This window comes from Paractinoplanes durhamensis (genome assembly GCF_016862175.1).
Taxonomy (GTDB): Bacteria; Actinomycetota; Actinomycetes; order Mycobacteriales; family Micromonosporaceae; genus Actinoplanes; species Actinoplanes durhamensis.
On sequence record NZ_BOML01000048.1, the window covers coordinates 70,601 to 95,013 of the forward strand.

General features: G+C 69.3%; 24 protein-coding genes, 1 other RNA gene and 1 pseudogene. 11 read left to right on the forward strand and 15 right to left on the reverse strand.

Annotated features, from left to right (window positions below; all coding sequences use genetic code 11):
• Positions 1-3: 3 nt before the first annotated feature.
• From Adu01nite_RS29415 to Adu01nite_RS29425, 3 genes are read right to left on the reverse strand one after another with little or no spacing between them, the layout of a single operon-like run.
• Positions 4-612 carry a GTP cyclohydrolase II gene (locus Adu01nite_RS29415; RefSeq protein ID WP_203731435.1) on the reverse strand — a complete coding sequence of 203 codons (609 nt, stop codon included), beginning with the start codon at positions 610-612 and terminating at the stop codon, positions 4-6.
• A gap of 31 nt (positions 613-643) precedes the next feature.
• Positions 644-1,792, reverse strand: a complete 1,149-nt coding sequence (locus Adu01nite_RS29420; RefSeq protein WP_239132781.1) for an ABC transporter permease — start codon at positions 1,790-1,792, stop codon at positions 644-646.
• A gap of 50 nt (positions 1,793-1,842) precedes the next feature.
• Positions 1,843-2,727, reverse strand: coding sequence for a LysR family transcriptional regulator (locus Adu01nite_RS29425; protein ID WP_203731437.1), 885 nt, complete (start codon positions 2,725-2,727; stop codon positions 1,843-1,845).
• A gap of 82 nt (positions 2,728-2,809) precedes the next feature.
• On the opposite strand from Adu01nite_RS29425, the gene Adu01nite_RS29430 reads away from it, so the two are divergent.
• The 3 genes from Adu01nite_RS29430 to Adu01nite_RS29440 all read left to right on the forward strand — a co-directional run bounded on the left by Adu01nite_RS29430 (position 2,810) and on the right by Adu01nite_RS29440 (position 6,384).
• A complete protein-coding gene (locus tag Adu01nite_RS29430) occupies positions 2,810-4,006 on the forward strand; it encodes an MFS transporter (RefSeq protein WP_203731439.1) in 1,197 nt (398 codons plus the stop codon).
• Between the two features lie 389 nt (positions 4,007-4,395).
• Positions 4,396-5,454, forward strand: a complete 1,059-nt coding sequence (locus tag Adu01nite_RS29435; RefSeq protein ID WP_203731441.1) for a type I glyceraldehyde-3-phosphate dehydrogenase — start codon at positions 4,396-4,398, stop codon at positions 5,452-5,454.
• A gap of 9 nt (positions 5,455-5,463) precedes the next feature.
• Positions 5,464-6,384, forward strand: a complete 921-nt coding sequence (locus Adu01nite_RS29440; protein WP_203731443.1) for a threonine/serine dehydratase — start codon at positions 5,464-5,466, stop codon at positions 6,382-6,384.
• 241 nt (positions 6,385-6,625) lie between these two features.
• Here Adu01nite_RS29440 and Adu01nite_RS29445 read toward each other — a convergent pair whose 3' ends face one another.
• On the reverse strand, positions 6,626-7,390 hold the full coding sequence (locus tag Adu01nite_RS29445; RefSeq protein ID WP_203731445.1) for a sulfite exporter TauE/SafE family protein: 765 nt from the start codon (positions 7,388-7,390) through the stop codon (positions 6,626-6,628).
• A 52-nt stretch (positions 7,391-7,442) separates the two neighbouring features.
• Here Adu01nite_RS29445 and rnpB point away from each other — a divergent pair.
• From rnpB to Adu01nite_RS29460, 3 genes are all read left to right on the forward strand, one after another.
• Positions 7,443-7,845: RNase P RNA component class A (gene rnpB, locus Adu01nite_RS29450), an RNA gene on the forward strand.
• A gap of 583 nt (positions 7,846-8,428) precedes the next feature.
• Positions 8,429-8,923, forward strand: a complete 495-nt coding sequence (locus Adu01nite_RS29455) for a SigE family RNA polymerase sigma factor (RefSeq protein ID WP_307836658.1) — start codon at positions 8,429-8,431, stop codon at positions 8,921-8,923.
• A 3-nt stretch (positions 8,924-8,926) separates the two neighbouring features.
• On the forward strand, positions 8,927-9,754 hold the full coding sequence (locus tag Adu01nite_RS29460; RefSeq protein WP_203731448.1) for a hypothetical protein: 828 nt from the start codon (positions 8,927-8,929) through the stop codon (positions 9,752-9,754).
• Between the two features lies 1 nt (position 9,755).
• On the opposite strand, the gene Adu01nite_RS29465 is transcribed toward Adu01nite_RS29460, so the two are convergent.
• From Adu01nite_RS29465 to Adu01nite_RS29480, 4 genes are all read right to left on the reverse strand, one after another.
• Positions 9,756-11,246 carry a flavin monoamine oxidase family protein gene (locus Adu01nite_RS29465; protein WP_203731450.1) on the reverse strand — a complete coding sequence of 497 codons (1,491 nt, stop codon included), beginning with the start codon at positions 11,244-11,246 and terminating at the stop codon, positions 9,756-9,758.
• A gap of 56 nt (positions 11,247-11,302) precedes the next feature.
• Entirely contained in the window at positions 11,303-12,793 is a 1,491-nt protein-coding gene (locus tag Adu01nite_RS29470) for a GGDEF domain-containing protein (RefSeq protein ID WP_203731452.1), read from the reverse strand.
• A 125-nt stretch (positions 12,794-12,918) separates the two neighbouring features.
• The gene (locus Adu01nite_RS29475) at positions 12,919-13,734 is read right to left on the reverse strand and encodes an ABC transporter permease (protein ID WP_203731454.1); all 816 of its coding nucleotides are present in this window, start codon (positions 13,732-13,734) and stop codon (positions 12,919-12,921) included.
• A complete protein-coding gene (locus tag Adu01nite_RS29480; RefSeq protein WP_203731456.1) occupies positions 13,731-14,678 on the reverse strand; it encodes an aliphatic sulfonate ABC transporter substrate-binding protein in 948 nt (315 codons plus the stop codon). Before Adu01nite_RS29480 ends, Adu01nite_RS29475 begins: the two co-directional genes overlap by 4 nt.
• Before the next feature lie 41 nt (positions 14,679-14,719).
• Here Adu01nite_RS29480 and Adu01nite_RS49175 point away from each other — a divergent pair.
• The 4 genes and pseudogenes from Adu01nite_RS49175 to mctP all read left to right on the forward strand — a co-directional run.
• A pseudogene (locus Adu01nite_RS49175) lies at positions 14,720-14,902 on the forward strand (tetratricopeptide repeat protein); the annotation flags it as partial.
• 49 nt (positions 14,903-14,951) lie between these two features.
• Positions 14,952-16,232 (forward strand): glycoside hydrolase family 18 protein, encoded by a 1,281-nt coding sequence (locus Adu01nite_RS29485; protein WP_203731457.1) that lies wholly within the window; start codon positions 14,952-14,954, stop codon positions 16,230-16,232.
• Positions 16,233-16,390: 158 nt separating this feature from the next.
• The gene (locus Adu01nite_RS29490; RefSeq protein ID WP_203731459.1) at positions 16,391-16,615 is read left to right on the forward strand and encodes a DUF3311 domain-containing protein; all 225 of its coding nucleotides are present in this window, start codon (positions 16,391-16,393) and stop codon (positions 16,613-16,615) included.
• A gap of 4 nt (positions 16,616-16,619) precedes the next feature.
• On the forward strand, positions 16,620-18,263 hold the full coding sequence (gene mctP / locus Adu01nite_RS29495) for a monocarboxylate uptake permease MctP (protein ID WP_203731461.1): 1,644 nt from the start codon (positions 16,620-16,622) through the stop codon (positions 18,261-18,263).
• A 181-nt stretch (positions 18,264-18,444) separates the two neighbouring features.
• On the opposite strand, the gene Adu01nite_RS29500 is transcribed toward mctP, so the two are convergent.
• The 5 genes from Adu01nite_RS29500 to Adu01nite_RS29520 form a co-directional block, all read right to left on the reverse strand.
• A complete protein-coding gene (locus tag Adu01nite_RS29500) occupies positions 18,445-18,951 on the reverse strand; it encodes a hypothetical protein (protein ID WP_203731462.1) in 507 nt (168 codons plus the stop codon).
• 93 nt (positions 18,952-19,044) lie between these two features.
• The gene (locus Adu01nite_RS29505; RefSeq protein WP_203731464.1) at positions 19,045-19,605 is read right to left on the reverse strand and encodes a GNAT family N-acetyltransferase; all 561 of its coding nucleotides are present in this window, start codon (positions 19,603-19,605) and stop codon (positions 19,045-19,047) included.
• A gap of 10 nt (positions 19,606-19,615) precedes the next feature.
• A complete protein-coding gene (locus tag Adu01nite_RS29510; protein ID WP_203731465.1) occupies positions 19,616-20,374 on the reverse strand; it encodes a hypothetical protein in 759 nt (252 codons plus the stop codon).
• Positions 20,375-20,398: 24 nt separating this feature from the next.
• Positions 20,399-20,854, reverse strand: a complete 456-nt coding sequence (locus Adu01nite_RS29515) for a MarR family winged helix-turn-helix transcriptional regulator (RefSeq protein ID WP_203731467.1) — start codon at positions 20,852-20,854, stop codon at positions 20,399-20,401.
• A 9-nt stretch (positions 20,855-20,863) separates the two neighbouring features.
• Positions 20,864-22,033, reverse strand: a complete 1,170-nt coding sequence (locus Adu01nite_RS29520) for an MFS transporter (RefSeq protein WP_203731469.1) — start codon at positions 22,031-22,033, stop codon at positions 20,864-20,866.
• A 46-nt stretch (positions 22,034-22,079) separates the two neighbouring features.
• Between Adu01nite_RS29520 and Adu01nite_RS29525 the strand changes: the two genes are divergently transcribed.
• A complete protein-coding gene (locus Adu01nite_RS29525; RefSeq protein WP_203731471.1) occupies positions 22,080-22,655 on the forward strand; it encodes a TetR/AcrR family transcriptional regulator in 576 nt (191 codons plus the stop codon).
• Here Adu01nite_RS29525 and Adu01nite_RS29530 read toward each other — a convergent pair.
• Together Adu01nite_RS29530 and Adu01nite_RS29535 are read right to left on the reverse strand one after the other, a co-directional pair.
• A complete protein-coding gene (locus Adu01nite_RS29530; RefSeq protein WP_203731473.1) occupies positions 22,652-23,482 on the reverse strand; it encodes a 1-aminocyclopropane-1-carboxylate deaminase/D-cysteine desulfhydrase in 831 nt (276 codons plus the stop codon). The two genes, Adu01nite_RS29525 and Adu01nite_RS29530, sit on opposite strands and share 4 nt — an antisense overlap.
• 3 nt (positions 23,483-23,485) lie before the next feature.
• Positions 23,486-24,295: a polysaccharide deacetylase family protein gene (locus tag Adu01nite_RS29535; RefSeq protein ID WP_203731475.1), complete on the reverse strand. Its 810-nt coding sequence runs from the start codon at positions 24,293-24,295 to the stop codon at positions 23,486-23,488.
• Positions 24,296-24,413 lie beyond the last annotated feature (118 nt).

Here is a 24,413-nt window from a genome sequence, read left to right on the forward strand (position 1 = left end):
AACTCACCCGGCCAGGGGCAGATCGATGGTGTGCCGGGTGTGCTCGACCTTGGCCTGTAGATAACGGACGTTCGCCGCGGACGCGTACACCCGGGTCGGAAGCACCTCCCGGATCGCCATCCCGTGCGTACGCAATTGGTGAGGTTTATCGGGGTTGTTGGTCAGCAGGTCCACCGTGGTGGCGCCGAGCACCGACAGCATCTGCGCCGCCGCGGTGTAGTCCCGTTCGTCATCGAGATGACCGAGCGCCCGATTCGCCTCGTAGGTGTCGAGCCCGGCGTCCTGCAGTGCGTAGGCATCGAGCTTCGCGTAGAGCCCGATCCCCCGCCCCTCCTGCCGCAGGTAGAGCAGGTAGCCGCCGGTCTGCGAGATCCGCTCGGCCGCCTCGCGCAGCTGCGGACCGCAGTCGCAGCGCTGTGACCCGAAGACGTCGCCGGTGAGGCACTCGGAGTGCAGGCGGACGAGCGGGGTCTCGGTGGCCGGCCCGAACTGGAGAGCCAGGTGCTCCTTGCCGTCGGCGAGGCCGGTGAACGTGGTCACCTGCGCGACCGCCTCGTAGCCGTCGGGGAAGCGCAGCGGGACGGTGACCGAGGTGCGAATGGCGACGGACATGACCGTTCGATCGGCCGCCGGAGCCGGACCTTTAGATGTTCACCGGTTCGCGTCGCTCCGCGCCCTCGAGCCGCGAGGCCAGATCGAGGTCGACCTCGGAGGTGCGGTTCCTCCGGTTCGGCAGCATGTTGGTGACCAGCACGATCAGCGCGCCGATGCCCGCGTACAGGCCGAGGACCAGCAGGTGCTGGTCGATCGGGGCGGCCGGGAAGTAGAGGTCGTCGCGGACCGCCTGCACGCCGGCCCCGGTCGGCAGGTTCTCGCCGAGATGCTTGCCGAAGGACGGCAGGAACTCGGGCAGGATGCTGGCCCCGGAGATGACCGTGCCGAGGGTGAAGTAGAGGGCGCCGAGCAGCGCCCCGGCCGGGCCGAAGAGGGCGACCGAACCGGCCGTCGACGCGGTGATGGCCAGCGAGATCAGCGAGAAGATGCCGAGCATCTCGCCCCGGTCGGCGGTCTCCCCCACCCCGAACCAGGTCATCGACCAGAGGATGACGGCGGCCGAGGCGACCGCGTAGACGATCAGGATGGAGACGTGCGCGATGCCGCGGCGCCAGGAGCGGCGGGCCCGCGGGATCAGCCGGCCGAGGCCCATCGAGGCGATCGTGCCGCCGAGGGCGAGAGCCTGGGTGAGGAAGCCGAGCGAGACGCCGTTGACGTCGTCGCTGGGCAGCGGCACCACGTCGGTGACGGTCGGCGGTGTGTTCAGATCCTTGGCCGCGCTGACCGTCATGGTGTCGCCGGCCGCGGCCGCCTCGTCGAGGGCCGCCTCGGTCTGCTGCTGGACGACCGAGGTGTAGGTGCTCTTCAGCAGGCTGGCGGCCGCGGTCCCGGCCGCGCCGGCCACATACAGATGCGGCTTGCTCGCGGTGATGTCGACGCCGCCGTACACGTCCCGGCGCTTGATCGCGATGACCAGGTCGTCGGCGGTGGCGTAGTCGGTGACCTTGAAATATTCGTTCTCGGACAGCAGGGTGATCACCGCGGTCCGCTTGGCGGCCGGCGAGACCAGCCCGACCGGCAGGTGGTGCGGCTGCGCCTTGTGGCCCATGCCGAGGTAGTAGGCGGTCAGCCCGAGCTGCACGAGCACGCCGATCAGGCACACGGCCAGCGCGAAGCGCCGGAACGCCATCACTGACTCGACCGGCCCGTCCTTCGGGTTTACTGCCTCCTGCGTCACAGCCGCCTCCGCTCTCTACCGCCATCCCGAGCATTACGGACTAAAGCGCATCATGCGGCCGTTTCGCCGATCAGGGCGAGAAGTGCTCGCGCGGCCGCGCTCGGCGCCCGCACGGCGGAGACCGCAACCCCGAGGGGCCAGTCCAGGTCGGCGCCGGTCACGCTTTTCAAGATCAGACCCCGGCGATCCGGTACGGCGAACGGCGGCAGAACGGCAATACCCAGTCCTTCCCGTACGAAGCTGGCGCCGCTCCCGATGTCGATCACCTCGACGCCGACCCGCCGCCGGATCCCGGCCGCCGCGAACGCCCGGTCCACCACCACCCGGTTGCCGTAGCCCTCCGGGAAGTCCACGAACAACTCGTCGGCCAGGTCGGCGATGGTCACCTCGTCGGCGTCGGCCAGCCGGTGCCCCTCCGGCAGCACCAGGTCGAGCCGCCGCCAGGCCACCTGCCGCACCTGGATGCCGGCCGGCGGGCGGCCCGGCACCGACACCAGGGCCAGGTCGAGCGAGCCGTCGGCGAGCGCGTCGAGCAGCCCGACCGAGCCGCGCGGCGACACGGTGAGCTGCAGCATCACCCCCGGGTGGGTGCGGTGGAAGGTGCCGAGCAGGACCGGCACGTCGATCAGGCCGACCGAGGTGAGGGTGCCGATCCGCAGCGTGCCGCGCAGGCCGCCGCGCACCTCGGCGACCACGTCCCGGGCCGCCTGGGCGGCGTCGAGGGCGGCCCGGGCCCGGGGCAGCAGCGCCTCCCCGGCGTCGGTCAGGGCCACCCGCTTCGAGTTGCGTTCCAGCAGGTCGGCCCCGAGATCCCGCTCGAGTGCTTTGATCACCGAGGAGACGCCGGACTGGACCACGTGCAGGCGGGCGGCGGCGCGGGTGAAGCTGCGCTCCTCGGCGACGGCCACGAAGTACTCGAAGTGACGGAGTTCCACGCGGCCGATCATCTCATCCGGTGATGCTGATCAGCAGTAATCATCGTTGGACGAGATGCTTGTGTCGGCGCACTCTCAAGCCATGACATTGCTTGCCACCCGGTCTCAGCGGGAACAGCGCGGCTCGGCCCGGCACGGCGTGGCCTTCTGGCTGATCGCCGCCGTGTTCGCGGTGTCGCTGGCGTTCTCCACCGTGCCCGCCCCGCTCTACCCGCTCTACCAGCGGCAGGACGGCTTCTCCTCGTTCACCGTGACGATCGTCTTCGCGGTCTACGCGGTCGGCGTCATCGTCAGCCTGCTGCTCGCCGGGCGCGTCTCCGACTGGGCCGGCCGGCGCCGGATCCTGCTCCCCGCGCTCGGCCTGGAGATCGTCGCGGCCGTGCTGTTCCTCACCTGGCCGGCGCTGCCCGGCCTGATCCTGGCCCGGTTCCTGACCGGCCTCGGGGTCGGCCTGATCACCGCCACGGCGACCGCGTTCCTGCTCGAACTGCACACCGCGCACCGCCCGTCAGCAGGTCGCGCCCGCTTCGAGATCGTCTCGGCCGCGGCCAACCTCGGCGGGCTCGGCACCGGCACCCTGGTCGCGGGCGCCCTGGCCCAGTTCGCCCCGGCTCCCCTGCGTACGCCGTACCTCGTCTTCCTGATCCTGCTGGCGCTGAGCGTCGCCGCCGTCGCCGCCGTGCCCGAGACGGTGATCGCGCCGGCCGTCCGGCCGCCCTACCGGCCGCAGCGGGTCCGGGTGACCGGCAGTGCCCTCGTCCCGGCCGCCGCCGCGTTCGCCGCCTTCGCCGTGTTCGGCCTGTTCACCTCGCTCGCGCCGGGCTTCGTGGCCGGCTCGCTGCACCACCCGGGCCGGTTGCTGGCCGGCGCCGTGACGTTCCTGGTCTTCGCGGCGGGCGCCGCCGCCCAGTCCGCCTTCCGGCCACGTCTGCGCGCCGGCCTGCTCACCCTGGCCGCCGGTCTCGTGATCGTCGCGGCCGCCACCCAGCTCACCTCGCTCGCGCTGTTCCTGACCGGCGGCGCGCTGGCCGGAGCGGGCGCCGGCGTGGTGTTCAAGTCGGCCGTCGGGGCGACGGTCGCCGCCTCCGCCGCGCACGAGCGGGGCGCATCGCTGGCCGGGCTCTTCCTCATCGCCTACCTCGGACTGGTCGGCCCGGTGCTCGGCCTGGGTGTCGCGACGCGAACCGTTCCGGCCACCACGGCGATGCTCTGGTTCACCGGGTTCCTGCTGACGCTGCTCGCCGCTATCGCAGTTCTCGATCGATTCCGCCGTTCTTGAAAAAATGAAAGTGATTGCCACCACGACGCTGATCGGTAGCGGAATACCGACCAGCGTCGTCCGGCTTGGAATTCTCGGAGAAAGATGGCACACCTGGCCGGAAAACGCATGACTGATCCGGAAGACGCAGGCGCCAACTACGAGGGAATCACTGTTTCCAGCGGTGCCGCATCAGGTGACAGCAAAGCCCGATCGTCCCCGTTCACCCACCGAAGCGCGTCCGAGCTGCTCTAATGTGGATCACGGGTGCTCCTGTGACGCGCCCTGCGTTGACGTGCAAGTTGCACGACTCATAGTGTCGGGGGCGTGACGGCGGGTGGAATCCGGGGTTGCTGGACCCTGCTCGACGGCACGCGGAGCAAGGATCACAAACGGCCGAGGAGCCTTCGATGACTGTCACGATCGGCATTAACGGATTAGGACGGATCGGCCGCAGCGTCACGCGGATAGTAGCCGCGGCCGGTGAATCCGGAATATCCATTGCCGCCGTGAATGACCTTGCCTCGACCGAAAAAATGGCTTACGGTCTCCGCCGCGACAGCATTCGCGGCGCATTTCCCGGCACCGTCACGGCCCGCACCGATCACCTCGTCGTCAACGACCACGCGATCCGCGTCTTCCATCATGCGCAGCCGGAACGCATCCCGTGGGCGGACGCCGGAGTCGACGTCGTCATCGAGGCCACCGGCCGGTTCCGGGCCGGCAGCACCGCCCGCACCCACATCACCCACGGCGGCGCCCGCAAGGTGGTGATCAGTGCGTCGGCCGACGACCCCGACGCGTTCCTCGTCTACGGCGCCAACCACCACGTCTACGACCCGGCCCTGCACGACGTGGTCTCTCCCGGTTCGTGCGGCGTCAACGCGCTCACCACGATGGCCAAGGTGCTGCTCGACCGGTTCGGGCTGCGCTCGGTCAACACGTCGGTGGTGCTGGCCACCCAGGGCTGGCAGCGCTCGCAGGACTCGGTGATCGGCACCTCCCGCGACGACCCGCGGCTGGGCCGGGCCGCCGGCGAGAGCATCATCCCGCACAACCACGTGGTCGGTGACCTGGTGCGGGTGGCGCTGCCGGAGATCGGCGAGATGCGGTTCAGCTACTACTGCGTGCCCACCCCGATCGGCTCGCTGGCCGAGCTCTCCGGCCAGACCGCCCGCCCGGTCAGCGTCGAGGAGGTCAACCGCGCGATGGCCGAGGCGGCCGGCGGCCCGATGCGCGGCATCCTCGCCTACGACCCCGACCCGACCGTCTCGGTCGACGTCAAGAACAACCCGGCGTCCTGCCTGTTCGACCCGTCCGGCACGCAGACCACCGCCGACGGCGGCGTGAAGGTGCGGGGTTGGTTCGACAACGAGTGGGGTTTCTCCAACCGCCTGCTCGACCTGGCGAGGCTGGTGGGAGAACGCTCACCCGCCACATCCCGCCGGATGACCTGGAGCATCGCCTAAAGTCGGCTGATGATTGACAAGGATGACGTGCGGGCGGCGGCCATTCGCCTCGGCGAGCGGGTCCGGCGCACCCCGGTCCTCCGCGCCGACCGGCAGCTCTGGTTCAAGCTCGAGCACACCCAGCACGCCGGCAGCTTCAAGACCCGCGGCATGTTCAACCAGATCCTCGCCGCCGCGTCCCGCGGCGACCTGCCGGCCACCGGCATCGTCACGGCGTCGGGCGGCAACGCGGGCCTGGCGGCGGCGTACGCGGCCCGCGAGCTGAGCGTTCCCGCCGAGGTGTACGTGCCGCAGACCGCGCCCGCGGTCAAGGTGGCGAAGCTCCGGAAGTACGGCGCCCGGGTCACCCAGATCGGCAACGAGTACGCGGAGGCGGCCGCCGCTGCCGCCATCCGCTCGGCCGAGACCGGGGCACTCATCTGCCACGCGTACGACAACGCCGACATGATCGCCGGCAACGGCACCCTCGGCCTGGAGCTGATCGAACAGCTGGAGGCCGGCTTCGACACGGTGCTGGTCGCGGTCGGCGGCGGCGGCCTGATCGGCGGCGTGATCGCCGCGGTCCGCGACCGGGCCCGGGTGATCGCGGTCGAGCCGACGACATCGGCCGCCCTGCACGACGCGCTGCGGGCCGGCCGCCCGGTCGACGTCCCGGTCTCCGGGGTGGCCGCCGACTCACTGGGGGCTCGGCGGGCCGGCCGGCTCGCCTTCGAGCTGGCCAGGGATGCCGGCGTCTCGTCGGTGCTGGTCGACGACAAGGCCATCATCGACGCCCGGCGCCGGCTCTGGGACGACTACCGCCTGGTGGTCGAGCACGGCACGGCGGCGGCGCACGCGGCGATCACGTCGGGGGCTTACCTGCCGGCCGCGGACGAGCGGGTGGTGGTGCTGCTGTGCGGCGCCAACACCAACCCGGGCGACCTGGCCTGAGCAACGCCAGGCCCCTCGCCTCTTATCGTGCAGCTTTACTGGGGCCGGGCGGTGCTTCAACATCGCATACCGCGTCTCGCCGACTGACACGAAATGCCGTATATATCCGGCGGGGTAGCTCGGCTCCGCTGGATCTTGTTGAGTTCCGTCGCCGACGGTGCAGCAGATCTTCAAGATCTGAAGCGGGCCGCGGGCATCGGCCGGCGCCGGAGGGTCAAAGGCCGCCGAAAATCCTCGCGCTCTACCTGATCGCCCGGTAGAGCAGGATCAGGCCGATCACCGTGCCGAACGTGACGATGATCGTCTTGAGAACCCGGGACGGCAGGCGGCGGGCCAGCCGCGCTCCCACATATCCCCCCACGATCGTCGCCGGCGCCAAGGTGAGGACCGCGCCCCAGTGCACCGGCCCGAACAGCGCGAAGACGACCACCGTGACCAGCCCCACCGTCGCCGACAGCACGTTCTTCAGCGCGTTGATCCGGTTGAGCGGCTCATCGAGGATCAGGGCAAGAGCCGCCACATACATGACCCCGAGAGCCGCCCCGAAGTAGCCGCCGTAGATCGCCCCCACGAACACCACCACCTGCAGGGTGAGCGCCGCCCGCCCGGCCGACATGTGCCGAGGATGCCCGACGAACCCGCGCAGCCGCTCCTGAAAGGCGAGCGTCGCAGCCGCCCCGAGCACCAAGAACGGCACGATGAGCTCGAACGCCCGGGCCGGCGTGACCAGCAGCAACACGCAGCCCAGGATCGACCCGGCCACGCTGGTCGGCAGGATGCCCCGCAGCCGCCGCCCCTGCCCCGCAAGATCCGCCCGACTCCCGACGACGCTGGACACGTAGCCCGGAAAGACCGACACGGAGTTGGTGACGTTGGCGTCGACGGACGGCAGCCCGGTGGCGATCAGGCTGGGAAACGTGATCAGCGACCCGCCGCCGGCGATCGCGTTGACCCCGCCGGCAGCGACCCCGGCGACGATCAGCAGAAGCATGTGCGTGAAATCCATGGCGCCAGTGAATCTACGCGTACGGCGTCCCAGTAAGATTGCCCCCGACGGACGAGTCGGCCGGGCGGTCGCGTCGGCGCCCTAGTGGCGTCACCGAGGAACGTCCGGACTCCGAAGAGCAGGGTGGTTGTTAACGGCAACCCGGGGCGACCCGCGGGAAAGTGCCACAGAGAACAGACCGCCGGCCCACGCTTCGGTGTGGTGCCGGTAAGGGTGAAACGGTGAGGTAAGAGCTCACCAGCACCCCGGGCGACCGGGGTGGCTAGGTAAACCCCACCCGGAGCAAGGCCAAGAAAGGCCGCCGAAAGGCGACCGGCGCAGGCGCTTGAGGGCTGCTCGCCCAAGCCTGCGGGTAGGCCGCAAGAGCCCAACGGCAACGTTGGGCCGAGATGGATGACCGCCCCCGGCGACGAGAGTCCCGGGCACAGAATCCGGCGTACAGGCCGACTCGTCCGTCACCTTCCTGAGCACGGCGCTTTACACCCTCGCCCACCCGGCGTTTCGACCGTTAGTTCTGGTCGATGCCGGTCGTCGTTTGACGGCCCGGCCACGGCCCAGACGGGCCCAGGGACGGCCCGGGACCGATCTTCAAGGCGAGAGGCTCGCCTACCTGAGCGGGCATCCCCTCGCGCAGGCCACGCCCGGCCGGGCCACGCCTGCCTGGCCGGTCGGTGCGGCTACGGCCATGGCGTGGAAACCGTAGTCGCTGGCCTGGGTGTCTCTGCAGGCCCATGGCGACCGGGACATCGCGGTTGGGCCGGACCTGGGCGGCAGCACCGCGTTCAGGAATGTGGAGCCGACCGCATAGCCGCGGCGGGCCACCTCGAACGAGAACTACGCGGCCAGTTCCCGCCCGCTGGAGGTGCCGGCGCCCGGCCACCGCAGCCACACCAAACGCAGGGTGACACCGCCTCGATCTGCCATCGCGGGCGCGCGAAACCAATCCTTTCGGCCGTCGACTTCCAGAGCATGGCAACCTCCCATGCAACCTTCTGGCCTCCTGCGGAGTAGATGGGGTGTCGATCGAAAGGGGGCGTGGTGGTTCGGGCTGACTGGGAAGCGCAGTTTGTCGAGTATTTCGCCGCGCGTGCGCAACCGCTGCGGCGGCTTGCCTACTCGCTGTGCGGGGACTGGCACACCGCTGAGGATCTTGTGCAGCTTGCCTTTGTGCGGCTGTATCGGCGCTGGCCCAGCATTCGCGGCGAGACGGTCGACGCCTATGCCCGGCAGGTGGTGGTCAACGCGTTTCTGTCGCATCGGCGGGCTCGGCGGCGGGAGTCGCTGATGGCTGACCTGCCTGAGCGGGCCGTGGGCAGCGATCCGGCTGACGGGCTGGCGGTGCGGCGGGCACTCGCTGAGCTGGCGCCGAGGCAGCGGGCCGCGGTGGTGCTTCGGTATCTGGAGGATCTGCCGGTGGCTGAGGTGGCCGCCCTTCTTGGGATCAGCGAGGGCACCGTCAAGAGCCAGACCTCGCGAGCCATTCAATCCATGCGTGGGGCGCTTCAGGGCGCCGCGCTCGCCAACGAGGAGTAGGCGATGCAGGAAGCTGACGTGCAAGAGGCGCTCAAGGCGTACGTCACTGATGGTGAGCCGGCGATGGGGCTCACCGCCGATGGGGTTCTGAAGGCCGGACGACGGTCGCGGCGGGCCCGGCGGCTGGCCGGCGTCGCCGGGGCGGGGCTTGCGGCCGTGCTGGCCGGCGTCGCCGCGGTCGGGGTGTGGGGCGGCAGTCCGGACGGGCCGGAGTACATGGCGGCCGACCCCTGCCCCGTCCCGCCAGGCGCCCGGCCGGCCGGCGTGATCGCGGGTGACCAACCCCTATCGCCCAACCTGGTGGCCTGGGCGACCACGAGCGTGACCTGTTATCTCAACGCCGAGGTGCCACGGCTGCTCCCGACCGCGACCTATGCCCAGGTGCCGGGCGCGCAGGCCGGGCCCCTGATGGGGTTCAACCTCGGTGGCCAGCCGCCGTGGGGTAACCGGGTGGACGCGCTGGCCCTGATCCGCGACGCCAAAGGAGTCGGCGATCTGACGGTCAACGTCGGGGTGGTCGACGAGTCGGTGGCGGCGCAGGCCGAGGCCGAATGCCGCGGGGACACGGTGGCGAAATGCACCGTGATGAGCGGGCCGAAGGGATCCACCGTGCTGCTGGGCACCGAGCCGGACGGGACCCCGGCCGGGGAACCAAAAAACTGGGTGGTCCGGGTCTACCGCGGGCACAGCGAGATCTACGTGCAGGTCTCGAACACCGATCGGCAGGAGAAGGACGGTGCGGCTCCGGTCGCTACTCGACCGGAGCCGGTCCTCTCCGCTGATCAGGCCGTGCAGTTGGCGCTCTCCCCCGAGCTCTATCTGTTCCCGTAGATCAGGCCAGGTCGTCGATGATTTCCTGGGCTGCTCGCTGGCCGGTCTCGACCGCGCCGTTCATGTAGCCCTGGTACTCCAGCGACGTGTGCTCGCCGGCGAAGTGGCAGCCGTTCACGGCTTGCTCCTCCACCCCGGTGATGGTCGTGTACTGACCGGGGGCGTAATACGAGTACGAACCGCGCGTCCACGGGTAGGCGGTCCAGTACGCCAGCGTGGCCTTGCCGTTCCAGGCCTTGGTCAGGCCGGGCAGGGCCGGCTCGGCCTGGGCCAGGAAGCGCTGGGCGTACTTCGTGGTGCTCTGCGACGCGAAGTCGGCACCGGCTGCGCCGCCGGTGAAGTTGACCAGGATGCCGGACGAGCCGGACTGGCCGCGGGTCACGTCCCAGGAGTTCTGGAAACCGAGGTCGGTGAAGACCTCGCCGTTGCAGCCCAGGTCGTTCCAGACTCGCTGGTTGAACTGCAGGTGCAGCTTGCTGTTCGTGCCCATCTTGCTGGTGTTGATGGCGGTGAGCTTGCGGGCCGGGAAGCCTGCTTTCGTCAGGTCCACGTCGCGCAGCGTGCTGAACGGCAGGGCCAGGATCACCCGGTCGGCGGTGATCGTGGTGGACGTTCCGGCGGTGACCTGCCAGCGGCCGCTGCTCGTGCGGGCCAGGGCGCGCAGGGCAGTGCCGGTGGTGATCTGGCCGGACAGCTTCGCGGCCAGTTTGCTGACGATCCGGTCGTTGCCGCCGGTCACGTGGAACGTCTCGTCGGACGGCCCGAAGAGGCTGACGTCGTCGGATTCCTGGTAGCCGAAGAGGTAGACCAGGTTCAGGGCGGACTGTTCGCTGCTGTCCGCCCCGTACTCAATCGTGTAGGCCGTGGCCAGCAGCTTGCCCGCCTTCGAACTGAGGCCGCCCGGCACCCGGGTTTTGATCCAATCGTCGACCGACATCGCGTCCAGCGCCCGGCCCGCGCGGGTGGAGCTGTAGTAGGTGGTGGGGAAGCCTGCGGCTTCCGCGTCGGCGGCGGCGCGTTCCGCGACGATCGCCAGGTCGTTCTGGGCGTCCGCGTACGACCACGGGACGCCGCCGAAGTGGTAGAGCGGCTCGGAGCCGGCCGGTTCCGCCTCGATCAGGTTGGTCGTCGACAGGCCCAGCTCGTCGATCAGGCCGAGGATCGCCTCGTGGCCGGTGTCGATGAGCTCGCCGCCGAACTCGGCGATCTGGCCGCCGAAGCTGGAGCGGTCGGTGTAGCAGCGGCCGCCGATCCGGTCGGCGGCCTCGATGACGGTGGCCCGGTAGCCGGCCTTGCCGAGCTCGTAGGCCGCGGTCAGGCCGGCCAGGCCGGCGCCGATCACGACGATGCGGGCGGCCGAGTCGGCGCGGGCCGGTCGGGCGGCGGAAAGGCCCGCGGCGGTCAGTCCGAGGGCGGCCGCCGAGCTCTTGAGCAGGGTGCGACGGGAGACGGCGGCACGCCGCAGGGTGCGGAGGAGGGGGGTGCGAGACATCGATGTCCTTATTTTGAGCAGGGTGATCCCACATGGCGGACAAAAGGTGAGAGCGGTTACCGCCGCTGTTCGACCGGGCCGTCGGGGCTGTAGACGCGGTTGCGGCCGGCCGACTTGGCACGGCGCAGGGCCATCTCGGCGTGCTCGATCAGCTCGGTGGGGCTGGTGCCGTCGCGGAACAGGCCGGCCACGCCGACCGACACGGTGACCCGGAACTCCTCCTGGTCGCCGACCGCGAACTTCTTCTTCTCGACGACCTCGCGGACCCGGCCCGCGGCCTGCACCAGGTCGGTGCCGTCGTAGCCGGGCAGGACGGCGGCGAACATGTTGTCGCCGACCCGGCCCAGGACCGCGGCGTCCCCGCACAGGCGGACCAGCCGGTCGGACAGCTCGGTGAGCACCTCGTGCCCGCCGGGCTGGCCGTGGATCTGCACGATCAGCCGGAACTGGTCGACGTCGAGCAGGATCACCCCGACGTCGTACCGTTGCCGCCGTCCTCTTTCGACTTCAAGGTCAAGGTGCGAGAGGAGTACGCCGCGGGCCTTCAAACCGGTGAGCTCGTCGACGATCGCGAGGCGCTGCTGGATGCCGAGGACCATCCACATCCGGACGATCACCAGGGTGAACAGGCAGACCCCGAACAGCAGGACGCTCGGCGTGTACCGCTCGTAGAGCACGACCAGCGGGAGCAGGGCGGCGACCGCCAGCATGATCAGGCGGCCCACGGTCACGTTGGGCAGCGCCACCTTGGCCCGGTGGTCCAGCGTCCGCATGCTCGGGTGCAGGGCGGCCGCGCCGAGCAGCACGTATTCGCACAGCCAGAGCACGTCCGGCACGCCGCCGTCGCGGTAGGTGTCGGCGGCGGTCTGCAGCCCGTAGACCATGTCGGCCACCAGCATGGCGAGCAGGCTGGCCAGGAGCAGGCGGAACGCCGTCGAGCGGGCACCGGACCCGACGGCCAGCCGGATGGCGGTGGCCAGCACGATCAGGTCCATCACCGGGTAGGCGATGGAGACCACGTTGCTGGCGAGCGACTCCGACCCGTCGACGTCGGTGGCCATCGGGCCGATCAGGTAGACCCACCAGAGCATGCCGAGGCCGATGGCCAGGATCGCCGCGTCGAGCAGGGTCGCGGTGTCCCAGGACGGGGTCCGCCGGCGCACCAGCAGGACCAGCGCCGCGCACACCAGCGGGTATTGCAGCAGGTAGAACAGGTCGGCCGGGGCCGGGAACGCGTCACTGTCGTAGATCGCGTGGGAGATGTAGTAGGCGACATCACCGATGGTGTAGCAGAACTGCCCGGCGCCGAGGAGCAGCCAGGGCAGCCGCCGGGACTGGCGCACGCGCCGGGCCCCGGCAAAGACCGCCCACGTCGCGGCGGCACTGATTCCCGTGTAGTAGAAGTTCTGCCCGTCGCCGCCGAGCCCCGCGTACGGCAACAGGAGAAACCCGATGACCGCCGCGAAGCCCAGCACCGCGAACCAGGCCGACACCGACGCCGATGGCGCCGTTCGGTTGACCGAAACTACCGGAATGGTGGAATGCACAGCACAACCTTGGTCCAGAAAGGACCATTGCTGGACAACCATACGGTCATGTTGATCTGGATAAATAGGTCAAACATATAGACGTTGGTCTATAACCAGAAACATCACTGTCTGCTATAAGCAGACTACGTTGCTTGCAGGCCCCGGCGCCAGGACAGAACGCGGCGCTCCGCGACCCGCAGAAGCACGTCGGACAGCAATCCTAGCGCTCCATAAATAAACAATCCTAAGAGCACCACGTCGGTCTGGCTGAACTCGCGGGCCTCCATCATCAGGAAGCCGATACCGTTCTGGGTGTTGGTCTGCTCGCCGACCACCAGGCTCAGCCAGGCCGCGCCGATCGCCAGCCGCAGACCCAGAAACAGCGACGGCATCGCGCCGGGCAGCACCACATGCCGTAACCGGGCCCAGGTGCCGAGCCCGTAGGTGCGGGCCAGCTCGACAAGTCGCTCGTCGATGTCGCGGATCCCGGCGTACACGTTGAAGTAGAGCGGGAAGAACGCACCCAGCGCGACCAGCGTGATCTTCATCGACTCACCGATGCCGACCCAGATGATCAGCAGCGGGACCAGCGCCAGGTGCGGGAGCATCCGGGCGATCTGCACCGGCGGGTCGATCGCGTCGTCGCCGACGCGCAGCAGGCCGGCCAGCGAACCGAGCACCAGGGCCAGGCTGCCGCCGATCAGCAGGCCGAGCGCCGCTCTGGTCAGCGAGTCGAACAGGTGGTGGCCGAGGGTGCCGTCGGCGGCCAGCCGCCAGCCGGTCCGCAGGACCACGCTCGGCGCCGGGAGCTTCTCCGCCGAGATCAGCCCGGCCTGAGCCGCGGCCTCCCAGAGCGCGAGGATCACCACCGGGCTGACCAGCCGCCGCCAGCGCCGCCTCCGCACGGTCGGCGGCGGGGCGGCCGAGGTCACCTCGGCCGGCACCGCCACCAGCGTCATTGCACGGCCCCGGCGAAGCGCGCGTCGATCAGCTCGTGCGCGTCCACCTTGACCGGGATGAGCTTCAGCTCGGTGAAGCCGTCGGCGATCGCCTGCAGCTCGGTGCCGATCTCATCGGTCAGCGGCGCGACCGGTTGCGCGGCGCGGGCCAGGGCACGCTTGGTGGTCGGCTCATCGATCTTCAATTCCGGGGCCAGGACCTTGGCGCGTTCGTCCGGGTTGGCGATCCCCCAGGCCGTCGTTTTTTCGTACGTCGTCAGAAAGCTCTTGATCTGCTCGGTCTTCGCGTCGGCCGCATCCTTGGCCACCAGGATGTACTCGCGATTGTCGGCCACCCCGGTCGCGTCCGCGAGGATCTGCACGTCCGGCCGCTCGGCGAGCGCGAAATACGGATCCCAGATGATCCACGCGTCGATCTGGTCGTTGTCGAAGGCGGGCCGCCCCTCGGCCGGCTTGAGATATTTGACATTGACGTCGCTGAGCGTCAGATGGTTGGCCGCGAGAAGCCGGACCAGCAGCCAGTGCACGTTGGAGCCCTTGTTCAAGGCGATCGTCCTGCCCTTGAGATCGGCGAAGGTCTTGAAGCCGCGAGCCTTCTTGACCAGCACCGCCTCGCTCTGCGGCGACGGCTGACTGACCGCGGCGATCCGGAACGGCGTCTTGGCGGCGGCCGCGAAGATCGGCGGCGCTTCTCCGGTCTGCCCGATGTCGATCGCACCCGCCTTGATCGCTTCAGTAAGTGCCGGCCCGCTCTCGAAGAGCGACCAGGTGACACCGGGGGCATCATTACGGGCTTTGACCAGGCTCAATCCCCCGAATCGCTGATATCCGATCCGAAGGGTGCCACCACCGGCGGCGGCTTGGTCATCATCATTGCCGCATCCGCTGAGCGCGGCGGCTGCGGCAAGCGTCAGGACAGCTGCGATTACGAGGGTACGGCGCATGGCTCGTACTCTATATAGCCGATGGGAAATATGGATAGACTTCCGTGGCCCGGCGACGGCGGGTGCTCGGCGAGGAGCACCCCGCCACCCTGGGCTCGGCCAACAGCGTCTCGGGCTATCTCAGGAAGTTCGGGCGGCACGACGAGGCGGACGCTCTCCGGCGGCAGTTCGATCTCCAGTTCCGACCGTTGACGCCATTGCCTTGGTCGGGTGTAGACGTTTAGCTTCCTCAATTAGGAAACTTTCTTCAACGTTTACGCCCCTGGAGGGCTCATGCGCGTTATCACCCGCCGCCTCGTCGCCGTGGCGGCCGCGGCCGTGACGCTGATAGCGGCTGCGCCGGCCGGCGCAGCGCAGGCGCACGGCAAGTCCTACGTCAAGGTCGGGTACTTCACCCAGTGGGGGATCTACGGCCGCGGGTTCCCGCTCGCCAAGGTGCAGAGCTCCGGCGCCGCCGCGAAGCTGACCCACCTCAACTACGCGTTCGGGCCGGTCACCAGTGCCGGCGTGTGCGCCTCCGCCGACCCGTGGGCGGACTGGCAGACGTCCTTCTCCGACGCGAACAGCGTGGACGGCGTCGGGGACGTGGCCGGGCAGCCCCTCGCCGGGAACCTGCACCAGCTCGCCGAGCTCAAGGCCGAGAACCCGAAGCTGCGGGTGCTGATCTCGCTCGGCGGGTGGACCGGATCGGCGTACTTCTCCGACGCGGCCCTGACCGACGCCTCGCGCAAGAAACTCGTCAGCTCCTGTGTCGATCTCTGGATCAAGGGGAACCTGCCGGACCTGCCGGCCGGTGCCGGCGCCGGGATCTTCGACGGCATCGACCTCGACTGGGAGTGGCCGGGGTCGGACGGCAACGCCGGCAACGTGATCCGGCCCGAGGACAAGCACAACTTCACGCTGCTCGCGGCCGAGTTCCGGGCGCAGCTCGACAAACTCGGCCGGAGCTCGCGCCGGCACTACGACCTGACCGCGTTCCTGCCGGCCTCGCCCGCGAAGATCGACGCCGGGTTCGAGGGCAACAAGATCTTCAAGTACCTCGACTTCGGCACCGTGCAGGGCTACGACTTCCACGGCTCGTGGGAGCTGCGGGCCAACCAGCAGTCGTCGATCTTCGTGCCGAAGGGTGCGCCGGACAACCCGGACTTCTCGGCGGACAACGCGATCAACGCCTGGGTGACGGCGGGGGCGCCGAAGCGCGAGCTCGTGCTGGGTCTCCCCTACTACAGCCAGGGGTGGACCGGGATCACCAGCGGCGGGAACGGCCGGTTCGCCACCGCGACCGGGCCGGCGAAGGGGGTCTTCGCGGACGGCACCGAGGACTACAAGACGGTCAAGAACCTGCCCGGCTTCCAGGTCTACCGGGACGTCCGGGCCGGTAACTCGTGGCTGTTCGACGGCACCACCTTCTGGACCTACGACGACCCGGCGCAGATGCTGCAGAAGACGCTCTACATCCGGGCGAAGGGGCTCGGCGGGGCGATGATGTGGTCACTCGACGGGGACGACGACAACGCGTCGCTCACGAAAACGATCTCGTCCGGTCTGAGGTAATTGTTTCGCGGGCGTGGCGGTGCCGTTAAGCGCACCGCCTCGCCCGTTCGGCGCACAGTGATCGACTGACTCCGGTCTGCATCGTTAGCTTCGTTGTGGACCGCGCGCGCGGCCTGCGGCCGCACCTGCGGCCCGAGACAAGCGAGGAGGTGCGGCTGATGGCCGAGACCGAATCTCCGGTGCCGAGCACACCGGCCCGCAGCGATCGCAGCCCGTGGAACTGGCTGCTCGTCATCCCCATCGTGGTGCCGCTGCTGACCCCGCTGTTCAACCACGACTCGCCGCGGCTGTGGGGCTTCCCGGCGTTCTACTGGCTGCAGTTCCTGTTCATCCTCGTCGGCGTGGCCACCACGTCGGTGGTCTACCGGATGACCCGGCGGTGACCCGATGAGCGATCACATCACCGAGATCATCGTCTTCTCGTTCCTGTTCCTGCTGGTCAGCGCGATCGGCTTCGTCGCGGCGCGGTGGCGGGCACCCAAGGACATGGCCCACCTCGACGAGTGGGGGCTGGGCGGGCGCAGCTTCGGCGGGTGGATCACCTGGTTCCTCGTCGGCGGCGACCTCTACACGGCGTACACGTTCGTCGCGGTCCCCGCGCTGATCTTCGGGGCCGGTGCCGCCGGCTTCTTCGCGGTGCCCTACACCGTGATCATCTATCCGCTGTTCTTCCTGATTCTGATCAGGCTCTGGTCGGTGTCGCACCGGCACGGTTTCGTCACGCCCGCCGATTTCGTGCGCACCCGTTTCGATTCGCCGACGCTCGCCCTGCTCGTCGCGATCACCGGCATCGTCGCCACGATGCCCTACATCGCCCTGCAGCTGGTGGGCATCGAGGCGGTCCTGAAAACGATGGGTGTCACCGGCGACAGCATGCTCGCCCGGCACGCGCCGATCATCATCGCGTTCGCGATCCTCGCCGCCTACACCTATCAGTCAGGCTTGCGCGCACCCGCGCTGATCGCGTTCGTGAAAGACACGCTGATCTACATCGTCATCATCGTGGCGGTCATCTATCTGCCCTACAAGCTGGGCGGCTGGGGCGACATCTTCGCCGCGGCCGACAAGAAATTCCAGGGCACACCGGCGCCCAACGACGGCATTCTGCTCAACGCCAACAATCAGATTCAATACATCACGCTGGCGCTGGGCTCGGCGCTCGCGCTGTTCCTCTACCCGCACAGCATCACCGGCGTGCTGGCCAGCAAGAACCGCAACGTCATCAAGCGGAACATGTCGGCGCTGCCGGCCTACAGTTTCCTGCTCGGCCTGATCGCGCTGCTCGGCTACATGGCCATCTCGGCCGGCATCAAGCCACTGCCCGGTGCGAAAGAGGGAACGCTCGACAGCAACACCGTGGTGCCGTTGCTGTTCGACCAGAAATTCCCGTCCTGGTTCGCCGGCGTCGCGTTCGCCGCGATCGGTATCGGCGCACTGGTTCCGGCCGCCATCATGTCGATCGCCGCGGCCAATCTCTTCACCCGCAACATCTACAAGGAATACCTGAAGCGCGATGCCACCCACGCTCAGGAGGCGCAGGTCTCGAAGATCGCGTCGCTGGTGGTCAAGGTGGGTGCGGTCGCGTTCATCGTCTTCCTCGACCCGCAATTCTCCATCGACCTGCAACTCATCGGCGGCGTCATCATCCTGCAGACGGCCCCGGCGGTGGCAATCGGTCTCTACACCCGATGGCTGCACCGCGGCGCGCTGATCACCGGCTGGGCGGCCGGCATGGGCCTCGCCCTCTGGATGCTCTGGCAGATCCCGAACGCGGTCACCAAACGCGCCCACTTCGGCGGTTCCGCATTCCCGCTGTCGGAATTCGGCTTCGACACCAAGAAGACCATCTACGTCGGTTTCGTCGCGGTCGCGGTCAACCTGATCGTGGCCGTCCTGGCGACGTTCTTCCTGCGCACCATGAAGACCCCGGAAGGCGTCGACGGCACCACCCCGGACGACTATTTCGCCGACGAGGGCGACCCCCGCATCGAGAAGACCCCCACGACGGTCGACACGGTGTCGTCCACCTAAATGCCTGGCCCGCTCCCGGGTCAGAGAACGCCGCACCCCTCTTCGGTGCGGCGTTCTCGCCTTTCCCGCGCTTCTTATGAATACGCTCCCTCGGGGCGGGCCAACCGCACTCGCGCGAACCCGCCCCAGGGACCGGCCAGGTGCGGAGCACGGCCGTCCCCGGCCGCCGGGCCGGATGAAATCAATCGCCGTAGTAGTACTGCTGCACCTTCGCGACCCAGTTCTGGAACACCACATTCAGGTCGCCGAGCGACCGCCTCGACATCGTCGTGGTCGGCATCTCATGAATGAACACCTCGGTGTTGCCCTCGTCGAAGACGCCGCCCTCGACCGCCGGCTCCCGGAAGATCATCAGCGGGAGGCCGGCGCCGTAGAGAATGCCCGCCTCGAGCTGGTTCCACGGCGTCGGGAACGACATGTCCGCCGTCTTCGCCCGGCTGCTTCCCCGGCGGACCTGGCCGGCCGTCATCCGGTATTGCTCGAACCCGAGGATGATGCCGCCCGCACAGTGCCGCACCATCCGCAGCACCTCTTTGAGCGGCAGGTCGTTCGGATAGTCGCTGCGGCCGAGGGCCCGCCATTCGAGCTGATGCCGCTTCACCAACCGGAGAATGATTTCGGCGCTCGCCGTCTGCTCCGGGCTCAGGTTCTCCGGGCTGGGCGAAGAGACGAAGATCGGGAATCGCATGCGCGGAACCTGCATCTGCGAGCACCTCCTCGACCGGGATGTGCACCACAGTAGGTCCACCGTGGAAATCGGCGGGTCCAGCGAACGGGTGATCTACTCCGGATTACCGGAGTGCCATTCGTGGTCGAGGATTCCCATGCGCACCTGGTCGTGCCAGCGGCCGCCGCGGAACACCGCTTCCCGGTCGCGGCCCTCATCGGTGAAACCGGCCTTCGCGTACGTGTGCAGGGCCCGCTCGTTGTAGCCGAGGACGCTCAACTGGATCCGGTGCAGATTCAGCTCGGTAAATCCGTACCGCACCATCAGCCGGGTCGCCTCCCCGCCGTACCCCTGTCCCTGATGCGGCGGCCCGATGATGATCGCGAAGGTGGCCGTCCGGTTGTGCACATCGGCGCCCCAGAGCGAGACGTGCCCGAGCATCGTGCCGCCGTCCCGGGTCACCACGATGAACCCGGCGTCGGTGCCCTGGTTGCGGTTCCAGGCACGGAACTGCTCGGCGATCGCGTCGGCCGGCCGCGGATGCAGCGGCCCGTTGGTCTGCGAGATCAGCACATCCGGGTCCTGCCACCAGGTCACCAGGTCGGCCAGGTCCACCTCGCGCAGCTCACGGAAACGGATCCGCGCGCCGGTGAGCGCGTTGGTCGTCGGAATCATGCAGCCGAAGTTACTGCGTGCCCACCATGAGGGCACCCACCCCGGCCCGGGCCTGCACGTCGACCCCGGCCGCGCCGTCCTGCCAGCCGTTCGCGGTGAAGTTCTGCCCGGCCCCGATGCCCTGGTGGGTCTGCCCGTCCAGGACGACCTGCCCGGCACCCGAGCCGACCTGCACCCGGGTCGGAGTGCCCGCGGCCAGCCGCACCCGGAACTGGTCGACACCGCCGGTCATCTCCACCGCGACCGGCTTGCCCGGCTTCGGCAGCGCGATGTCGAGGCGGCTCGACCCACCGGCCAGCTGCACGCCGTCGGCGAGGCCGCCGCTCAGGTCGACCGAGGCGTCCCGGGTGCCGCCGTCCAGCCGCACGGTCCAGCCGACGCCGGCGTTGAGGACGACGTCGACGATGCCGGAACCCTGCTCCGGGCCGGGCTTCAGGTGCAGCCGCACCACGTCGTCGTCGCGGTCGGCGTGCGGGACGAAGCCGCCGCCGTCGGGCACGGTGACCCGGTAGAGGTCGTCGCCGAGCGAGCCGGCCCGCACCCGCACCGAGGTGGCGCCGTCGAGCAGCTCGAACGTGGCGTTCCGGGCGCCGTCCACCGGGCCGGTCACGGTGGTGGGGCCGCCCCCGTCCCGGCCCGACCCATCCCGGCCCGACCAGGACAGCCCGATCAGGATCGCGGCCAGGCCGACGATCAGCACGCCGGCCAGGGCGATGGCGAGGGTCAGGGCGGGCCGTGACATCCGGCGGGTCAGCGCTTTCACGGGCATGGAAGTTCCCCGATGGCGCTTCGGCTACACCCGGGTCCGCATGTGGTCGGCGAGCGCCCCGGTGAAGCGTTCCAGCGTGGCGGCCAGGGCCGACTTCTCCTCGTCGGTGTATTTCGCGAGCACCGTCCCGTACAAAATCTTGCGTGCTTGTCGCACTTGCTCCACCTGCGTCAGCCCGAGCGGGGTGGCCGCGATGACCGTGCCCCGGCCGTCCTTCGGATCGGGCTCGCGGTCGACCAGCCCGTCGTTCTGCAGGGCGGTGACCTGACGGGTGACGGTGGAGCCGTCGAGGTTGAGCGCCGCGGCGAGGACCGAGACGTTGAGCGGGCCGTCCTGCTGGAGCTGGCGCAGGATCACGTAGGCGGCCCGGTCGAGGGCCCGGTGCGGCTGCACCCCGGTGGAGCGGCGGGTGGCCTCGCCGAGCCGCATCAGCATCGCCACCTGCGTCTCGATCGTGCCCAGCACCGCGTCGTCACTCACAGTTGTATGTTACAGCGACTCCCGGCGCGGCCGGAGAACGGTGGCACCCAGGCCCATGATCGCGACGAGGCCCACGATCACGATGAACGAGACCGTGAGGCTGGACACGTGCGCGATGCCGCCGATGATGCCCGGCGCGATCAGGCCACTACCGTACGCGATCCCGGCCACCCCGGCGATGTTGCGCCCCGGGTGACCCGGCAGCCGCCCGGCCGCCGCGAAGACCAGCGGCACCACCACCGCGATGCCGATGCCGAGCAGGCCGAACCCGGCGATCACCAGCGCGGCCGGCGTGGCCAGCACCACGATCAGCGCACCGACGGTGGCCAGCACACCGGACAGCCGGACCGCCATCACCGGGCCGAGCCGGCGCACCACCCAGTCGCCGCCGAACCGGGCCACCGCCATGCAGACCGAGAAGATCGAGACGGTCGCCGCGGCGGTCGAGGCCGGGCTGCCCAGCAGGTCGCGCACGTAGACCGCGGACCAGTCGAGGCTGGCGCCCTCGGCGAAGACCGCGCACAGCCCGATCAGGCCGATCGGCAGCACCTCGAGCGACGGAAGCGAGAACGCGGGCGGCTCGTCCAGGGTCGGCTCGGGCCGATGCGCCAGCAGCCCGAACGACACCGCGATCGCGATCACGACGAGCGCGGCCGTGGTCAGCGCGAAGTGCAGCGGCGCGCCCAGCCCGGCGCGGGCCGCGAACACGCCGCCGACCGAACCGGCCAGGCCGCCGAGGCTCCACCAGCCGTGGAAGCCGGACATCACCGACCGGCCGTAACCCTCCTCGACCACCACGGCGTGCGCGTTCATCGCCACGTCGGCGAGCCCGGCGGTCGCGCCGTAGGCGACCAGGGTCACGCAGAGCAGCGGCAGCGACGTCGGCAGCGCCGGCAGCATCAGGGCCGCGGCCCACGCGACGATCAGCACCCGGATGAGCATCCGCAGGTCGAAGCAGTGCGCGAGCCGCCCGGAGACCGGCATCGCGAGCAGCGCACCGAGCCCCGGCATCAGCAGCGCCAGGCCCAGGCCGCCGGCACCCGTGCCGACATGGTCGGCCACCCAGGGGACACGCGAGGCAAATGTCCCGGTCACCGCGCCATGAACCGCGAAGATCGTGGAAGTGGCGATCCGGGCCCGGCGCAGGGTCGGGCCGGGAGTGAGGTGGGTGACGGCCATGGCATCGACGCTAGACGAATCCCGACCAGTTGGTAAGTATTTACCGGTGGGCTACGCGAAAGGCCGCGCCAAGCGGCGGGACATCCTCGATCAGGCGACCGCGCTGTTCGGCGAGGCCGGTTACCGGGGCACGTCGCTGCGCGAGATCGCGGCCCGGTGCGACATCTCCCATCCAGGGCTGTTGCACCACTTCCCGACCAAGGAGTCGCTGCTGCTGGCGGTGCTCGAGCTGCGCGACGAGGTCGACCAGGAGCGGATCACCGCGGGCAACCCGCGCGGGGCGGCCGTCCTGCGCCGGCTGGTCGATCTGGTGGCGCTGAACGCCTCCCGGCGCGGCATCGTCGAGCTGTTCACCGTCCTGTCGGCCGAGGCGACGGCGGCCGACCATCCGGCGCACTCGTTCTTCGTCGACCGGTACCGGGCGCTGGTGCGGGGCCTGGAGACGGCGTACGCGGAGGCGCTCTGCGCCGGTGACCTGCGGCCGGGGGTGGACCCGGCGGCGGCGGCTCGTGAGCTGGTCGCGCTGATGGACGGGCTGCAGCTCCAGTGGCTGCTCGACGACACGTCGGTCGACATGGCCGCCACCATCGACGCCCACCTGCGAACCCAGCTGACCGTCTAGATCACCGCGACCAGCGTCGTCCCCGGCGGAAAGACCCGGCCGGCGAGGATCGCGTACATCATCTTGCCCTCGTAGACGGGGTCGAGCGCGATCCCGTGCCGCGCGCGGAAATCGTCGACGAAGTCGGTGAGGGTTTTGTCGCGTTTGGCGAAGCCGCCGAAGTGGAAGCGGCCGTCGATCGCCCAGTTCCCGGTGGCCCGGCCGTATTCCGCCTGCAGTCGCCGCACCTCGCCGTCCAGGAAGTCACCCTTGAGCGCCGAGAAGCCGACGGCCCGCTGATGTTCGCCCAGGGCCGTGGCGGCACCGGCCAGGGTCGCGCCCGTGCCGCTGGAGAAGCAGAGAACGTCGAAGTCCCGATCGATCTCGGCGACGAGTTCGGCGCAGCCCCGCAGCGCGTGCCGATTGGCGCCACCTTCCGGGATCAGATGGAAATCGCCGTACCGCTCGCGCAGTTCAGCCTGAATGCCATTTTTATCGCGATATCTTGCCCGGTCGACGTAGGCGAGAGTCATCCCGAGAGCCCGGGCCCGCGCCAGCACCGGATTGAGCGGAGTGTGCTCCTCACCCCGCACGATCCCGATCGTCCGGAAGCCGAAATGGTGCCCGGCCGCGGCCGTCGCCTGCAGGTGATTGGAGAAAGCACCACCGAACGTCAGCAGCGTCCTGTGGTTTTCGTCCCGGGCCGCCTGCAGGTTGTATTTCAGCTTCCGCCACTTGTTCCCCGGAAAATCCGGGTGGATCAGGTCGTCCCGCTTCAGGAAAAGGGTGACCCCACCGAGCCGCTCGTCATCGAGTCGCCGCAGCGGCGACGGCAGCCGGAGATCCACACCTCAGTGTCCCTCGCCCGAGGGCCGGGCCCCGTCCGCGATCAGATCCGACACGGTGACGAACTCGAAACCGCGTGCCTTGACGCCGCTCACGATGTCGCGCAGCGCCTTCAACGCGACCAGTCGGCGCTGGTCGCCGGCGTCGTGGGCCAGGATGATCGAGCCCGGGCGGACCGTGTCCACGATGTCGCGGGCCTGGCCGGCCGGGTCGTCCTTGAAGCGCCGCTCGTGCATCTGGCGGTCCCAGAGAATCAGGTCGTACGCCATCGAGTCGGCGGCCAGCACGGTGGAACCGCCGAAATGGCCGAACGGCGGGCGCACCAGGGTCGGCGTACGCCCCAGCTTTTCCTGAATGACCTCGTGCGTACGCCGAAGATCGTCCTGGATTGCCGGCAGGTCCATCGTCGCCAGGTCGCGGTGCGCCCACGTGTGGTTGCCCACCTCGTGGCCGGCCAGCCGGTCCTTGACCAGTCCGTAGTTGTCCCGGACATTGCGCCCGACCATGAAGAAGGTCGCCGGGATCCCGGCGTCCGCCAGCGCATCCAGGAACAGCGGCGTGTATTTCGGCGCCGGCCCGTCGTCGAACGTCAGCGCCACCAGCGGCCGGCTCGTCTCCACGAAATACCGCACGCTGACCGACGACGACCCGACCGCGTCCTGATTGTCGGCCGCGGACGCATATCCCCCACTCAACGGCGGATGATCCCACCCGCACCACCGCGGCACCTCGGTCACCCCGACGGCCCCCAGCGCCGCCCCGGCCGCCGCCAGCCCCGCCCCGCGAAGCAGCCCCCGCCGGCTCAGCTTCCGCATAGCCCCATGTCAGTCCCCCGTGTTCGCGTCAGAACGCCTACGGTGACTGATTAGTGCAAGGTCAAACATCCCGCCGAGGTCGGAAAGAGATCGACCACTATCGGCCGAAAGACATAGC

What these genes read in the sequence shown, in the direction of transcription:
- Adu01nite_RS29500 (WP_203731462.1), bottom strand. Translation starts at nt 18,951, where the DNA reads ATGCGATTCCCGATCTTCGTCTCTTCGCCCAGCCCGGAGAACCTGAGC.
- Adu01nite_RS29485 (WP_203731457.1), top strand. Translation starts at nt 14,952, where the DNA reads ATGCGCGTTATCACCCGCCGCCTCGTCGCCGTGGCGGCCGCGGCCGTG.
- Adu01nite_RS29510 (WP_203731465.1), bottom strand. Translation starts at nt 20,374, where the DNA reads ATGCCCGTGAAAGCGCTGACCCGCCGGATGTCACGGCCCGCCCTGACC.
- Adu01nite_RS29440 (WP_203731443.1), top strand. Translation starts at nt 5,464, where the DNA reads ATGATTGACAAGGATGACGTGCGGGCGGCGGCCATTCGCCTCGGCGAG.
- Adu01nite_RS29435 (WP_203731441.1), top strand. Translation starts at nt 4,396, where the DNA reads ATGACTGTCACGATCGGCATTAACGGATTAGGACGGATCGGCCGCAGC.
- Adu01nite_RS29415 (WP_203731435.1), bottom strand. Translation starts at nt 612, where the DNA reads ATGTCCGTCGCCATTCGCACCTCGGTCACCGTCCCGCTGCGCTTCCCC.
- Adu01nite_RS29465 (WP_203731450.1), bottom strand. Translation starts at nt 11,246, where the DNA reads ATGTCTCGCACCCCCCTCCTCCGCACCCTGCGGCGTGCCGCCGTCTCC.
- Adu01nite_RS29460 (WP_203731448.1), top strand. Translation starts at nt 8,927, where the DNA reads ATGCAGGAAGCTGACGTGCAAGAGGCGCTCAAGGCGTACGTCACTGAT.
- Adu01nite_RS29490 (WP_203731459.1), top strand. Translation starts at nt 16,391, where the DNA reads ATGGCCGAGACCGAATCTCCGGTGCCGAGCACACCGGCCCGCAGCGAT.
- Adu01nite_RS29520 (WP_203731469.1), bottom strand. Translation starts at nt 22,033, where the DNA reads ATGGCCGTCACCCACCTCACTCCCGGCCCGACCCTGCGCCGGGCCCGG.
- Adu01nite_RS29480 (WP_203731456.1), bottom strand. Translation starts at nt 14,678, where the DNA reads ATGCGCCGTACCCTCGTAATCGCAGCTGTCCTGACGCTTGCCGCAGCC.
- Adu01nite_RS29505 (WP_203731464.1), bottom strand. Translation starts at nt 19,605, where the DNA reads ATGATTCCGACGACCAACGCGCTCACCGGCGCGCGGATCCGTTTCCGT.
- mctP (WP_203731461.1), top strand. Translation starts at nt 16,620, where the DNA reads ATGAGCGATCACATCACCGAGATCATCGTCTTCTCGTTCCTGTTCCTG.
- Adu01nite_RS29475 (WP_203731454.1), bottom strand. Translation starts at nt 13,734, where the DNA reads ATGACGCTGGTGGCGGTGCCGGCCGAGGTGACCTCGGCCGCCCCGCCG.
- Adu01nite_RS29535 (WP_203731475.1), bottom strand. Translation starts at nt 24,295, where the DNA reads ATGCGGAAGCTGAGCCGGCGGGGGCTGCTTCGCGGGGCGGGGCTGGCG.
- Adu01nite_RS29430 (WP_203731439.1), top strand. Translation starts at nt 2,810, where the DNA reads ATGACATTGCTTGCCACCCGGTCTCAGCGGGAACAGCGCGGCTCGGCC.
- Adu01nite_RS29445 (WP_203731445.1), bottom strand. Translation starts at nt 7,390, where the DNA reads ATGGATTTCACGCACATGCTTCTGCTGATCGTCGCCGGGGTCGCTGCC.